We start from the raw sequence: 14116 nt of genomic DNA, 5'->3' as shown, positions 1-14116 counted from the left end.
CAGCGTCTGGTAGCCCACACAAGCCAGTCAATCACTGCCCTTGAAGGTGAAATTAGGCAAGCCGCTCAGGTTATTCATGAGCTTGAAGGTCAAAGTAACGAGATATCAAAAATTCTTGACGTTATACGAGGGATCGCCGATCAAACGAATTTGTTGGCACTCAACGCAGCAATTGAGGCCGCGCGTGCTGGTGAGCAGGGGCGTGGTTTTGCTGTTGTCGCCGATGAGGTTCGCAGTCTTGCTGCTCGCACCCAGCAATCGACAACGGATATTCAAAGCATGATCAGCGCTCTACAAGAGCGAGCGCAATCCGCTGTTACAGTCATGGAGCAAAGTGGTCGGCAAGCGCACACGAGTGTAGCTCACGCAGAGGAAGCAGCTACAGCTCTTGATGGAATTGGCCAACGCGTTAACGAAATTACCGACATGAACGCGCAAATAGCGACTGCGGTCGAGCAGCAGGGAGCAGTAAGTGAAGACATAAACCGCAGTATTATCAATATACGCGATGCTGCTGATACCAATGTACAGACCGGGCAGAATAATTTGCAAAGTGCGAAATCTGTCGCTCAGTTAACTAGCGCTCTGAGCGAACTGGCAAAACAGTTTTGGGAAAAACGAGGATAACGCTTTTCAGTATCTCGACAGGGATAACTTACTTTACCATCGGTTATCCCTTTTAGCCGCACAAATTTTAGCCATGGCTTTTCAGGAAGTCAGGGCTATCAGAATGGCCTTAGAAAGGCCTAGTCAAAGAGCTGTCACGAGAACACCGTTAGCTTAGCGTACGATTTTTTCCGAATTCTGCGGTTCCCCCCATTAGGCTCATTCACTGCTAAACAGCTTACACCAGGCGAGTATGAGATCCGCTTCCAAGACCTTATTACCGGCGAAATGAATAAATTTGCGCCACATCGTTTAGAGGAACGCATGACGGATGCGGGGCAGGTCATTGGCCAAGGTTATACCGTTACCCTATATGGCGTAATTAACGGAAATGCGCCAACGGCACGAATGTCGAAAGATGAGTTCTGACCATGGATAAAGGTGCCGGTATTAAATAGAAGAATGGCCGCCAAGTTGAGCCAATCAAATTGGCGATATGATTGTTCAGATTTGCAGTTTGATGGATTGTGTCAGGATGATGAGGAGAAGCACATGAAAGAGGATTGGATTGGCCAGCGGGTTTGGTACCCGATAGACCGGGTTGACTACGGAGAAGGTGTGGTGATCTCTGTCGATGAAGACGCCGGGATCTGTAAAGTGCTGGACGATGACGATGGCCACACTTACCACGGGCCACTTGAACTGGTGGTGCGGATCGAACTTGACGACAGCCCAGCCTGGTCGCTTTTTTAGCGCCCCTTTTTGGGTTCAAACCAGAGCAGCCAATGTATGCCATCTGACATTGTGCGGCCTTTGCTGGTTCTTACTTCTCAAGACGCCATCAGTGTCTTGGTGGTACGACCAGTAATCTAAAGATTGATACGCTAAGGGTGTTGGGAATGATACCCTTTTATAGACCGTTTCATATGGTGTATAATGAAGGTTATATGTCATATGAAATATGGGGGCTAAATGAGGACTAATCTATGAGTTTACGCTGCGGGTTCGATACCTACGAGATCAGTGACACCATGATCGTGCTGATAGACCGGAATGAGACCGGGTTCGCCTCGGTGACCAATCAGGCCGATGAGGTGGTCACCTGGTTGCAACTCCACCTGAACGGTGGGATCGGTTTGCGCCGGGTCTATTACCGCGATAGCGACGGCAGATTTGATGAGTTGGTGGTCAAGGGTGGCCGGTTCGCCAGCTTTCGCGCCTGCACCCCCAGCCAGCAGCAGTATTTTCGCTCGCTCTACTACGCCCAGCAGGAGTCGGTATGAACGAGTTGGTTCTGACTGATAACAGCTCGGGGGGCCCGCTGCAACTGGCTTGGGACCAGATGCGGCCCGACGATCTGAGTACCCTGATGCGCCAAGGGTGGTTGCGTGGGGTCCGGCTGGAGCAGGATCCCAACGTCCAGATCACGATAAGTCGCTTCATGCGCGAGTTTATCAGCCATCTGGAAAACCGCGCCACCCGCACCGCCCGGCAACTCCGCTGCATGTGGTTCCAGTTCGAGGCGTGGTGTCGTGAAAAGGAGCTGACCTCACTCCCAGCGGAACTGGAGACGGTAAAGCGTTATCTCTCACAGCGAGCCCTGGACAAACACAGGAACACACTCGGCATGGACCGCTGGGCCATCTCCCGCATTCACCAGGAGTGCGGATGCCCCGATCCGACCGCTGACCGCACGATACGGAACATGCTGGGTGATTATACCCGCGACAAGGTGTTAAATGGCGAAACCATTAAGCAGGCTACCCCGCTGCGCGAATACCATCTGGACGAACTCGACAGGATGTGGGGAAACAGCCCGGTTCTGGCCGACCGGCGGGATCTGGCCTTGCTGACCCTGGCTTACGAGACCCTTCTGCGGGCGGCGGAGGTGGCTCGGGTCAAGCTCAACCACCTGACGATGAAGCCCGATGGCAGCGCGGTGCTCACCATCCCGCTAAGCAAAACCAATGTATCGGGCGATCCTGACGTAACCATCCTTTCCCGGCAAGCCATGCGGTTGATCCGCGAGTATTTCAGCCTGGCGGGGCGGGTGTTCGATACCAAGCTCGATGATCCGCTGTTTGCTGGCATCAACCCAGAAGGCTGTTCAGTCAAAAGGGTGAGGCACCTGGGCTACTCCACTGTTCTACGGATCTTCACCCGTGCCTCGACCGTGCTAGCAGTGGAGGAGTTGGGTATCCCGCCATTTACTGCTCACTCATGCCGAGTTGGGGCCGCGCAAGACCTCGCTGCATCCGGTGAAAATGCCTTGAAGATCATGATGTCCGGTCGTTGGAAAAGTGAAGTGATGGTGATGAGATATTGCCGAAGCATCTTTGCTGAGGAAGGCGCGATGGCCAAGCGTCGTGCCAACCGGAGCTAGTAGAACGGCGTGGATGTACCGCAAGGACAATGACAATGCGGACGACAGCAGGCCGAAGCCAACAACACAGAGGCACCACAATGGGTGCCGATAAGAAGGATTGCAGACATGGCGGTTAAGGGAACATTGGTGCGCTGGAACGGCGACAAGGGCTTTGGGTTCGTGCGATGCGACATGGATCAGAAGGAGTATTTCGTCCATATCTCGGCCTTCCCCCGAGATGGTGTGCCGCCGCGGCTCAATGAGAGCTTGAGCTTTGAGATTGGGGCCGGGCGCGATGGCCGCCCCAGAGCCGAGTCGGTGCGCCGGGCCGGTAGCAGTGTGCCGCCCAGAGTCCTCCATCCACATCGAGCGCCGAGCACGCCCCAGGCTCAGCGTCGTCCTAAGCCGCGTTCATCACGCCCGAGGTTTACCTCGTTGCTGATGAGTGTGGCGTTGCTGGCGGGCGGCTACTTGGCAGCCAAGCCATTTCTGTCCGGCCATGGGTCGCACCCCATCGCGCAGGTGAGCCAGGCCAACTCAAGCGGCGGGGATGAGCAGCAGGAAGTCAGGGTAGATGTCGCAACCAGCCGATTCCGTTGCGATGGGCGGCAATTTTGCAGCCAGATGCAAAGTTTGGAGGAGGCGCAGTTCTTCCTCGACAACTGCCCGAACACCAAGCTAGATGGTAATCACGACGGCGAACCCTGCGAGGCGCAGTTCGGCCAGTGATCGCCTGCCTTGTTGTCCCTTGAGTACAAGGGCCCCGACACGATAGGCAGGTCACCGGTGCAGTGCGATGCGCGAAAGAGCAAATCAAAACAGCAATATGATGAATCGAATTGTGGATATGATGGGGCCACGGTGAGCGTTGCCCCAGATTTACCATTATTTCCTCCGTGGACATCGACCAGATACAGCGGTCTGGCTCCCAGAAGACCATCATATCGAAAATATGAAGCATCAATATCGCAATATGATTAGGCGGGGTTCAGCTCATCCGCTGTCCCAGGGCGGCGATAGAGGGCAAAGGCCATCTCGATAGGCAGCTCTATCAGGATCTCAACCTATTCTTTTTATCTTCTTCACCGTGGCGACGCTCACCCGTAGACCTCGGTGCCGAGTTGCCAATTACACGCAGGCCTTCACCCTGACCGTCCGTTACGGTGAGCACGACCGACTTTTGGCCAATGCCAACTGCCAGCCCCACGGTAGCGAGGGTATGACTGATCTACCTATGCGGGGTTCTAGGGATTTTCCGTCCAAAAACGACAAAGTGCTCTGGAGGCCACGCCGTCCGCGGCCTCCAGAGGGGTATTACTTTTTTGGCGCTTCACATAGCCAGTCACAATAAATCAATCACTTAGCAGTCTGAATGTCGCATTTGGACGGAAAATCCCTAGAACCCCTACCTGGTGCTGTTCAGCCGCCTCGGCCACTACGATCCCGTCTGGCTGGAGCGGCTGCTGGCCGAGGGCGACCTCTTCGAATACTGGGCCCACGAGGCCTGCTTCGTGCCCCGGGAGGATTACCGGCTGCTGCGCCATCGCATGCTGGATCCTGCCGCCATGGGCTGGAAGTTTTCGGCCCACTGGCTCGCCACCCATCAGCAGGACATTGACCGGCTACTCGAGCAGATCCGCCAGCAGGGGCCGGTGCGAGCAGCCGACTTTGCCCGCCAGGGAGAGAAGGGCAACGGCTGGTGGGACTGGAAGCCGGAGAAGCGTCATCTCGAGGTGCTCTTCACCGCGGGGCGCCTGATGGTGCGCGAGCGGCGCAACTTCCAGCGGGTCTATGATTTGGCAGAGCGGGTCATGCCCGGCTGGTGCGACGAGCGGGATCTGCCGAGCCCGGAGACGGCGCAGCGAGAGATGGTGCGTGCCAGCTGCCGGGCGCTGGGGCTGGTCAAGGCCGGCTGGGTGGCCGACTATTACCGGCTGCGACGCGGCAAATACGATGCCCTGCTCCATCAACTGGCCGACGAAGGAGAGCTGTTTCCGGTGCGGGTGGAGGGATGGCAGCACGGCGCCTTCGTCCACGCCTCGCTGGCTGACGAGCTGGTCAAGGCGCAGGGGGGCACCCTCAGGGCGACCCATACCACGGCCTTGTCGCCCTTTGATCCTCTGGTGTGGGATCGCAGGCGGGCCCGCGAGCTATTCGAGTTCGACTACCGCATCGAGTGCTATACCCCGGCGCACAAGCGCCAGTACGGCTACTTCGTGCTGCCGCTGCTGCATTGCGGCAAACTGGTGGGCCGGATGGATGCCAAGGCCCATCGCCAGCAGGGGATCTTCGAGATAAAGAACCTCTATCTGGAGGCTGGGGTCAGGGTGACCCGCACCCTGGCAGGGGAGCTGGGGAAGGCGCTGCAAAAGCTGGCGCAGTGGCACCAGACGCCGACCCTGGCCTATGGCGATATTCCGCCCCTCCTGTTGGCGCTATGGCGCCCGGAGCACGGGCTGTGAGGGTAGCACAGAGGGCAAGACGCTCTGCACTCAGGAGATTGGCACATGGAGGAAGAGGGATGAAGGGATTCTGGCTGTTGTCGGGCATGATCCTTGCCATGTTGATGCCGGTCGCCTCGGCACAGGAGAGTGACGCGCCGGTGCGGATCTGCCTCGGCAATGGCAGTGAATGGCCTCCCTACACTTATTGGGTGCGCCACAACGGCGTGCCGGAACCCGAACGGCTGACCGGGGCGGCGGCGACCCTGGTGCTCGATGCCCTGCGCCAGAATGGTTTGTCTCCCCAGATCCGCTACCTGCCATGGGCCAGGGTCAAGCAGGAGCTGGTCGACTATGGCCAAAACGGCCTGTGCGAGCTGACCTGGGATGCCAGCTACAAGCCGGAGCTGGCGGCCCATGTTTACTACAGTGTTCCCCTCTATCACACCCGCCTCGGTCTCTTCTACCTCAAGCGCCGCTTCCCCGAGGCGCCGGATCTGGAGGTGGCCAGCCGCGGCCGGATGTGCGGACTGCTTGGCTACAACTATGCCCCCTATGGCATCAACAAGAAGCTGCGGCGGGTCAAGCGGCTGCAGCAGGCTCTCGACCTGCTGGCGCGGGGGCGCTGCGATTTTCTGCCAAACTCGGTCGAGCCGTTGCTAAGCGGCCTCAGCCTTGGCATCTACCAGAGTGAACCCGGTTTGACCCATCTGCGCCTACCCAATCGCAAGGGATTCTACCTGATGGTGAGCAAGGTATCGCCGCGGGCTCAGGAGCTCATTACTCAGCTGGATAAGACGCTGGTGGCCTTTGAGGAGGAGGGGCATACCGGCAAGGTGATGGCGAAGTTTCTGCCGCCGCTGGAGTGACGGCGTCGCCGGATATAAAAAAGGCCAGCCGGTGCAAACCGGCTGGCCTTGGCCATGGATGGGGATATCACGCGGCCAGGCGGGTCAGCACCTTCACCAGCAGCTCGATGCGCGGGGCAATGCTCGCCAGATCCAGATACTCCTCGTCACTGTGGAAACCGGCGCCGATAGGGCCCAGACCGTCCAGGGTCGGAATGCCGAGGGCGGCGGTCAGGTTGGCATCCGAGCCGCCACCGACCTCTTGCCAGCGGATGGGCAGACCCAGCTCTTGACCACACTCTTCCACGATGGCCATCAGGGCCTTGGTGCCTTCTGACGGCACCATGGCCGGCTTGTGGGCCTCGCGAGTCAGCTTGATGGTGACCCCTTCCAGATGAGGGCGCTCGGCCAGGGTCAGCAGCCGGTCGTTGACCTGGCTGTACTCCTGATTGTCCCAGAAGCGCACGTCCACGACTGCGCTGGCATGGGCCGGCACTATGTTGGCGCCATTGCCCCCCTCGACGATGCCGATGTTGAGGGTGGTGCCGCTCTCGAAGTTGGTGAGGGCATTGATGGCCAGGATCCAGTGACCCAGCTCGGTGATGGCGCTGCGCCCCTTCTGCGGCTCGTTGCCCGCGTGGGCCGCCTTGCCGGTGAAATCGAGGCGATAGCGAGCCATCCCCTTGCGCGCTTTGACCAAGGATCCGTCGGCACGGGCTGCTTCGGCCACTAGCACCTGACGGGCCTGTTTGGCCACCGAGGCCAGCCAGTCGCTGGAGTGCAGGGAGCCAATCTCTTCGTCCGGGTTCATGCAGACGCAGATGCTCAGGCTGTCGCGCACTTCGCGGGGCAGGGCGCGCAGGGCATGGACGATGTTGAGCAGGCCGGATTTCATGTCGGAGACGCCGGGACCGTAGGCCCGCTCGCCATCGACGCTCAGCGGGCGGGCGGCGGCGGTGCCGAGGGGGAAGACGGTGTCCATATGGCCAATCAACATCACATCGATCTGCTCGGCATCAGGCTGGTTGCGAATTTCCAGTCCCACCCCGGCTACCCCGCAGTCGACCCGCTTGATGTGCCAGCCACCCATGGCCTCGTATTTGGCGGCCATCAGATCAGCCACTGCGGTTATGCCAGGTTGGTGCAATGAGCCGCAATCCAGGTTGATGAGAGGGGCCAGCTCGGCCAGGTATTCATCCAGAGAAAAAGTCATCGGTTGCTCCACTTGTGTGGTTGTACGAAAAGGGTCAGAGAAGGATGTTCATCACCAACATGGCGCCGAAGGCGTTGAGCACTGAGATGGCGACCATGATGGGGATGTAGCGCCCTTCGGTGCCGATGCAGCCGAGGATGCGGCCCATGTACTGCACCTGGGAGCCCATCAGGTAGATGGCGGGGGCCAGGATGGCGATGTGGGTACCGTTGAGGATCCCCTGATCGAACAGGGTAATGACCACGCCGACCGCGCCGCCCATGGACATCCAGGCGCCGATCAGCACTGCAGCTGCCTCACCGGGCAGACCGAACACCGCCATGATGGGGGAGAAGATGGCCCCCATGGCGTCCAGGGCGCCGGTGATCTGCAGCGCCTTGATGATGACGAAGGCCATCAGCACGTTGGGGACGGTGGAGGTGGTGGCAATGACCCATCCCTTCTTGGCCCCTTCGACGAAGATATCGGTGACGATGGGTTTCTTGACGTTGGCCTGGCTCATTTGGCTTGCTCCTGAGTGCTGGGGGTCGTGGCGTGCTGGGTGTTGTCGCTGTTTTTGCCTTCGGTCAGGTTGAGGTAGACCCGAAACAGGTTGGCTCCGACAAATTTGAAGGCAAACATCACCACCACGGCGAGACCGATGGAGGAGCTGACCGCCGGGCTGCCATCGGCCAGGGTCAGGGTGAACAGCACGGCGCCGGAGGAGAAAAAGTTGACTATGGTGGCACCGGCGGAGAACTGGAACATGGTGAAGACGTCGGTCTCGCGCTTGGTGATGAGCCCTTCATCCTTGAGCTGGCGGGTCATGGCGGCGCCGGCATCGGTACTCTGCAGGGAGGCGATCAGCGCCAGGCCCGTGTTGCCAGGGATCCCCATCAGCGGGCGCAGCAGCGGGGTCAGCAGCTTGCGGGCGGCATCCAGGGCGCCGTAGTGTTCCAGCACATTGATCATGCCGAGGGCGAACATCACGGTGGGGATCAGGGTCAGGGCAAACAGGAAGCCGTCGCGGGCGCCGTTGCCCCCCTTGCCGCGCATGTCGGTCATGGCAGTCTTGAGGCCGTCGCCGTTCTCGCTGACGCTCTGTACCATGGTGCCGAACGAACCGTTCAGTGTGGTGAAGTCGAACACTCCGTACCACTGGTTGGACTGCAACAGTCCCGAAAAGAAGACGATGGCGAACGCCAGTGCCAGGTAACTGCCTATCGTTACCGAGCGTGATTTGTCAGTCATGATTTAGCTCCATCTGAATAAATATTTAATCGCTCGCAGTATGAATGATGCAATCGTCAGTAAATTGATGGCGGTCAAACTGGCGCACTGTCTTTGGTGTTTGTTGTGGTTTATGTGATGGCGATCGTTGCTTTGATGGATAAAAATCCGGTTTTTACAGGGATTTTTGAATGGCAGTGTTATGCGGGCGGTATGGGGTTCTAGGGATTTTCCGTCCAAAAACGACAAAGTGCTCTGGAGGCCACGCCGTCCGCGGCCTCCAGAGGGGTATTACTTTTTTGGCGCTTCACATAGCCAGTCACAATAAATCAATCACTTAGCAGTCTGAATGTCGCATTTGGACGGAAAATCCCTAGAACCCCGAAGTGCCCCTTTCTTGGATGCAGGACTCCGGCCCTTCCGAAGCGCTCTGCAGAAATTTGTGTGGAGGCTAGGCGTTACAACGAAGGCAAGGTCAAGCCCTTTGGGTTGCCCTAGCGGGCAGGCTGCATGGACAAGGTGGTGGGAAAACCCCGCGTCGTCGCTGTGGCCACTCCGACATCCAGCTCACGAGTGCCGTTGTGCGGTTGAACCGGTCGGTCTTGTGGGTGATTGCGAGCGCGGGAGGCTCAGGCGTCCAAGCTGCCGCCGCCCATTGCTGTGCCTGCGCGGCATCCCGGCGCCCAGGCAGGGCCCGCGATTCAGGGTGTTGCGCCCAGGCCGCATCGAGGACGTCCTTGAGGCTAACCGGCGGCGTGGGTACCGGCGCCTCGCAACCTGCCATTCGCCTGGGTGCTTGGGCCTGGTCAGTCGTCGGCTTTGTCCTCGGAAATGTGGACCGCCATGTCCTGCAGCACCTGGCTGACGTGCTGGTCCGCGATGCTGTAGAAGATGTGCTTGGCTTGGCGTTCGCCGCGCACGAGGCGCGCACCGCGCAGCAGCCGCAGGTGATGGCTGACCAGAGACTGCGACAGGTCGAGCGCTTCGGCGATGTCCCCCACGGCGACCGAGCCATGCATGCACTGCAGCAGGATCTTCAATCGCGATTGGTCGCCCAGCAGGCGGAAGGTCTCGGCCAGAACAGCGACGTCACTTTGCGACATTGCGAGGGCATCGGTCGCCGCGTCGTGGCTGGTGGTCGAGCATTGCGCGGTGTCGGCGCTGGTGGTTTTGCGGGACGTCATGGATGCAAATCCTCAAGTGGAGTGCGAGCCGGCTCGCGCGGCCTCAATGCCTGTGACCAGGAGCGGAATGGTCGTGGTCATGGCCGTGGCTGTGCCCGCCGCCATGCTTGTGATTGCCATGATCATGGCCGCTGTGGTCGTGCCCGCTGTGGTCATGACCGCTGTGATCGTGGCCGCTGTGGTCCTGACGCTCCGACGTGGGCTGCAAGCTGCAGACGTTCTCGTCGGTGCCCGAGTTCCAGTCGATCCCGACCGTGGCGTGTTCGATGCTGAATTGCTCTCGAAGCACCGCTTCGACGCGCTTGACCACGGCGCGTGCTTCCTCGTCCACGTTGGGGCGAACGTGCAGCGTGGCCATCGTGCGCCCGGAGGTGAGCTGCCACACGTGAACGTGGCTGACGGCCGCCAGGCCCGGCACGGCGCCCATCAGGCCTTGCTCCACCTTCTCCGGCGAAGCATCCTCCGGCGCGCCTTCCAGCAGGATGTGGATCGACTTGGCGAGCAGCTTCCATGCGCTGCGCAGGATCAGCGCCGCGACCAGGACCGACAGGATGGGATCGATCGGCGTCCAGCCCGTGAGGTAGATGACGATCGCAGCGACGATGGCGCCGACCGAGCCGAGCAGGTCGCCCATCACGTGCAGGATGGCCCCCTTCACGTTGACGTGATCGGTCTCTCCGCGGGTCATGATCCACAGCACGAGCACGTTCACCAGCAGGCCGAGCACGGCGACGATCATCATCGGGCCGGCCAGGATCACGGGCGGCGCCTGCAGCCGCTCCCACGCCTCGTAGGCGATCCAAGCGACGATCGCGAACAGGGTCACGGCGTTCAGGAAACCGGCGATGACCTCGAAGCGCAGGTAGCCGAAGGTGCGCTTGCTGTCGGCCGCGCGGCGGCCGAACCGGAATGCTGCGTAGGCCAGTGCGAGCGCCGCGGCGTCGGTCAGCATGTGGCCCGCGTCGGCCAGCAAGGCCAGCGAGCCCGACAGCACGCCTCCGACGGCCTCCACGACCATGAAGCCGAAGATCAGGAAAAAGGACAGCAGGACCTTGCGCTCGTTGGCGCTGGTCACGGTCGGGGTGTGGTCATGATCATGGTCGTGATCGTGACCATGGTCATGTGCGTGGGATTGGGACATGGGGCCTCGGGAAACTGGGTCTTTGACTGTGGCTCAAAATATAACACATGAACATGTTCTCATGTGAATTGTTGTACACATTTGTGTTCGCGTCTCACCACGGCCGGGATGCCGCTCCGGGCAATTGCCTTAGCCTGGCTCGGCGACCATTCCCCCCGCCTGGCAAGCAGCCGTTGATCTAACATCCAGTGGCAGTATCCCCCCTGGGGGGATATGATTTCAGCATGGAAGACATGCATAAGCACACCACCCATCCCGACCTGGTGAAGCGGCTCAAGCGCGCCGAGGGGCATCTGCGGCACGTCATCGGGATGATCGAAGGGGGAGAAACCTGCCTCGACATCGCCCGCCAGCTCGCGGCGGTGGAAAGCGCGGTGACGGCGGCCAAGCGCGTCCTGATCCACGACCACATCGACCACTGCCTGTCCCATGACGAGGACTCCGTTCTGACCGAAATGAAGGCGCTGACCAAACTGCTCTGAGGCCGTCCGATGCTCTCCGTCCTGAATAACCGCACCTACCGCCACCTGTTCACCGCCCAGGTGATCGCGCTCGTCGGCACCGGCCTGATGACGGTGGCGCTCGGCCTGCTGGCCTACGAGCTGGCCGGCGCGGATGCAGGCGCGGTGCTCGGGACGGCGCTGGCCATCAAGATGCTGGCCTACGCGGGGGTCGCGCCGGTCGCGCAGGCCTTCGCCGACCGGCTCCCGCGGCGCTCGCTGCTCGTGGCGCTGGACCTCGTGCGAGCGGCCGTCGCGCTGTGCCTGCCCTTCGTCACCGAGGTCTGGCAGGGGACCCCGCAGAATTCGGAGAAAAACGTACGCTAAGGAAACTCTGAAGAAGACTTCCTGATTTTGGCAAAATACCCGGATTCCACCCGCCGAGTTTTCCGATGAAGCAGATGACCTTCGCCTACGCCGAGTATGCCGGCAAGCGCAAGCAGGCCCGCAAAGAGTTGTTCCTGATCGAGATGGATCAGGTGGTGCCGTGGAAGGGTTTGATCGCCTTGATCGAGCCGCACTACCCGAAGGGTGAAGGCGGCAGTCCAGCCTATCCGCTGATGGCGATGTTGTGCGTGCATTTGATGCAGAACTGGTTCGGCTACAGCGACCCGGCGATGGAGGAGGCGCTGTACGAGACTACAATCCTGCGTCAGTTTGCCTAAAGACGGAACATATGCACCAGACGCTGAAGTTGGGTTGCCAGAGCAGATAGTTGCTTACTGGTGGCAACATTCTGACGGGAAGCCTCGCTAGTTTCCTCGGCAATCTGGCTGACACTAGTAACGTTACGATTGATCTCCTCCGCGACAGAGCTTTGCTCCTCAGCGGCAGATGCAATCATGGCATTCATGTCATTAATAATCGCAACAGCGTTACTGATCTGATCCAGCATATGACCTGCGCTGGCAACCTGTTGTTTACCAGCTTGTGCTTTGGTGCAACTACTTTGCATGACCGCAACAGCACGATTTGCCCCGCCCTGCAGTTTTTCAATCATGGTCTGAATTTCGCTGGTTGACTGTTGCGTGCGCGAAGCAAGCGAGCGCACCTCATCCGCCACCACAGCAAAGCCTCGCCCTTGCTCACCAGCTCTTGCAGCTTCAATAGCCGCATTAAGGGCAAGTAAATTGGTTTGATCGGCGATGCTGCGAATGACATCCACCACAGAGCTAATACCAGCACTGTCTGCTTCAAGCTCATGGATAACGGTGGCCGCGTGCTCAACTTCACTGGCTAGGCTGTCGATAGAAGAGATTGTTTGATGAACAACAAGCTTTCCACTTTCCGACTGCTGATCTGCTTCCTGTGCTGCTCTTGCTGCACTGGCCGCGTTCCCAGCCACATCCTGCACAGTAGCTGACATTTCGTTCATCGCAGTAGCAACCTGATCTGTCTCCAACTGCTGGCGGCGGATGCCGTCACTGGTTTCAGTGCTGATCTGAGCAGTCTGCTCAGCTGCGGCTGCCAGTTGCTCCACAGCCCCCGCCAACTCTTGAATGGTGTGGTGAAAACGCGAAGCCATTGCATTGAATGAGCTAGAGATTTCGCCCAGCTCATCACGCCCCTGATAGGTAACTCGATAGCCCAAATTGCCATCAGCTAGCTGCTGACCGCCGACTTGAAGCTCGCGAACAGCTTTTGTGATGCCAGATACAGTAGCCAAAGCCACGACTGTGGCCAGAAACAGAGCAACCACTAGCGTGAGACCGATTATCACAACCAGACGATCGAAGCTCTCTTTAGCGCGCTGGTAGCTTGCATTGGCGCTCTCCTGCTCCGACTCAACCAGATTACGCACGCTGGCATAGGTCGTCATAAATGCAGGTTGCAAGCGATTCAGCAGGATTGCATTCCCTCCCGCATAGTCACCTTGGCGCATTGCATTGAGCGTCGGTTGAACACCATTATCCAGATAATCAGACAGCTTGTTTTGCAGTTCAGTGGCCAAGCGCTGATGCTCTTTGCTCATTGGCATACGCTGATAGTCAGCAAGGCGCTCACGCATGCTGCCTACGCTTCTATCCACAGCATCGAAATGCATGCTCGCGGGGTGGTCATGTGCCTTTTCGAACGCACTACCAGGCTGATGTTGCAGAGCAAGCAAAAGCTGAGTGCGTGCATGGTGCATGTGATTGGTGAGGTCGCCAAGCTTATCGAGCGGTAGCAGAACGTTGTTGTACATCTGGTTAATATCGGCATTGCTGCTGCGCATGCCGTTAAGCCCCTCCATTGTCAGGCCGGCAGCCGTAGCAGCTAGCAGAATGAGCAAACTGATGAGACGGGTTTTAATTGAAAAACGGGTTAGCCAATCACTCACTACTTCACCTCATTATTAGGCATATCAATGTGCCTTCATTGTATCGGCTGGTTCATTTGAAATCTTGAGTCAGGCTCCCCCTCAAGGCTTCTCGCCGTATGGTCTGGGGCAATTTAGTACTTAAATCAAAAACAAGCCATGAAGGCTGTCCGGCTAGGCTATAGCCTAGATTGACATCCGCGATGCAACCCTTAACTTGCTTGCACCTATCGTTTCCATGCTAGCTTTATCGTAACGCTAAGGAAGCTCTGAAAAAGCCCATGTTTCGCGAAATCACCGCTCTGTAACC

At 58.8% G+C, this 14116-nt stretch carries 14 protein-coding genes and 2 pseudogenes; 10 read left to right on the top strand and 6 right to left on the bottom strand.

What is annotated here, in order from left to right:
- The 7 genes and pseudogenes from PG883_RS20235 to PG883_RS20205 form a co-directional block, all read left to right on the top strand.
- A partial coding sequence (locus PG883_RS20235; RefSeq protein WP_270807858.1) for a methyl-accepting chemotaxis protein occupies positions 1–627 on the top strand: 627 nt, incomplete at its 5' end.
- A 441-nt stretch (positions 628–1068) separates the two neighbouring features.
- Positions 1069–1359 (top strand): hypothetical protein, encoded by a 291-nt coding sequence (locus PG883_RS20230; RefSeq protein ID WP_270807857.1) that lies wholly within the window; start codon positions 1069–1071, stop codon positions 1357–1359.
- Positions 1360–1592: 233 nt separating this feature from the next.
- Entirely contained in the window at positions 1593–1889 is a 297-nt protein-coding gene (locus PG883_RS20225; RefSeq protein WP_270682338.1) for a hypothetical protein, read from the top strand.
- A complete protein-coding gene (locus PG883_RS20220) occupies positions 1886–2989 on the top strand; it encodes a tyrosine-type recombinase/integrase (protein WP_270682340.1) in 1104 nt (367 codons plus the stop codon). The genes PG883_RS20225 and PG883_RS20220 overlap by 4 nt, the downstream gene beginning before the upstream one ends.
- Positions 2990–3097: 108 nt before the next feature.
- Complete coding sequence (locus tag PG883_RS20215) at positions 3098–3700, top strand: cold-shock protein (protein ID WP_270682343.1); 603 nt, start codon at positions 3098–3100, stop codon at positions 3698–3700.
- Positions 3701–4371: 671 nt separating this feature from the next.
- Positions 4372–5433, top strand: a pseudogene (locus tag PG883_RS20210) (winged helix-turn-helix domain-containing protein); the annotation flags it as partial.
- Between the two features lie 59 nt (positions 5434–5492).
- On the top strand, positions 5493–6281 hold the full coding sequence (locus PG883_RS20205) for a substrate-binding periplasmic protein (protein WP_442866375.1): 789 nt from the start codon (positions 5493–5495) through the stop codon (positions 6279–6281).
- A 67-nt stretch (positions 6282–6348) separates the two neighbouring features.
- On the opposite strand, the gene PG883_RS20200 is transcribed toward PG883_RS20205, so the two are convergent.
- The 5 genes from PG883_RS20200 to PG883_RS20180 form a co-directional block, all read right to left on the bottom strand.
- Entirely contained in the window at positions 6349–7473 is a 1125-nt protein-coding gene (locus PG883_RS20200) for a M20 family metallopeptidase (protein WP_210555960.1), read from the bottom strand.
- A 34-nt stretch (positions 7474–7507) separates the two neighbouring features.
- Positions 7508–7975 carry a YjiG family protein gene (locus PG883_RS20195; RefSeq protein ID WP_026457021.1) on the bottom strand — a complete coding sequence of 156 codons (468 nt, stop codon included), beginning with the start codon at positions 7973–7975 and terminating at the stop codon, positions 7508–7510.
- Positions 7972–8703 (bottom strand): nucleoside recognition domain-containing protein, encoded by a 732-nt coding sequence (locus PG883_RS20190; protein ID WP_042025688.1) that lies wholly within the window; start codon positions 8701–8703, stop codon positions 7972–7974. Before PG883_RS20190 ends, PG883_RS20195 begins: the two co-directional genes overlap by 4 nt.
- Before the next feature lie 785 nt (positions 8704–9488).
- Entirely contained in the window at positions 9489–9866 is a 378-nt protein-coding gene (locus tag PG883_RS20185; protein WP_008786737.1) for an ArsR/SmtB family transcription factor, read from the bottom strand.
- Positions 9867–9909: 43 nt separating this feature from the next.
- Positions 9910–11007: a cation diffusion facilitator family transporter gene (locus PG883_RS20180; protein ID WP_008786738.1), complete on the bottom strand. Its 1098-nt coding sequence runs from the start codon at positions 11005–11007 to the stop codon at positions 9910–9912.
- A gap of 224 nt (positions 11008–11231) precedes the next feature.
- Between PG883_RS20180 and PG883_RS20175 the strand changes: the two genes are divergently transcribed.
- The 3 genes and pseudogenes from PG883_RS20175 to PG883_RS20165 form a co-directional block, all read left to right on the top strand.
- Positions 11232–11489, top strand: a complete 258-nt coding sequence (locus PG883_RS20175; RefSeq protein WP_019396551.1) for a metal-sensing transcriptional repressor — start codon at positions 11232–11234, stop codon at positions 11487–11489.
- Positions 11490–11498: 9 nt separating this feature from the next.
- A complete protein-coding gene (locus tag PG883_RS20170) occupies positions 11499–11834 on the top strand; it encodes a hypothetical protein (RefSeq protein WP_272804202.1) in 336 nt (111 codons plus the stop codon).
- A 65-nt stretch (positions 11835–11899) separates the two neighbouring features.
- Positions 11900–12169, top strand: a pseudogene (locus PG883_RS20165) (transposase); the annotation flags it as partial.
- Here PG883_RS20165 and PG883_RS20160 read toward each other — a convergent pair.
- A complete protein-coding gene (locus PG883_RS20160) occupies positions 12169–13827 on the bottom strand; it encodes a methyl-accepting chemotaxis protein (protein ID WP_103260121.1) in 1659 nt (552 codons plus the stop codon). The pseudogene PG883_RS20165 and the gene PG883_RS20160 sit on opposite strands and share 1 nt — an antisense overlap.
- Between the last annotated feature and the right edge of the window lie 289 nt (positions 13828–14116).

It is taken from the genome of Aeromonas sp. QDB25, from assembly GCF_027707725.1.
Classification (GTDB): domain Bacteria; phylum Pseudomonadota; class Gammaproteobacteria; order Enterobacterales; family Aeromonadaceae; genus Aeromonas; species Aeromonas caviae.
The sequence above is the reverse complement of the archived record's forward strand: the minus strand, read 5'-3'. Positions and strand labels throughout refer to the sequence as shown.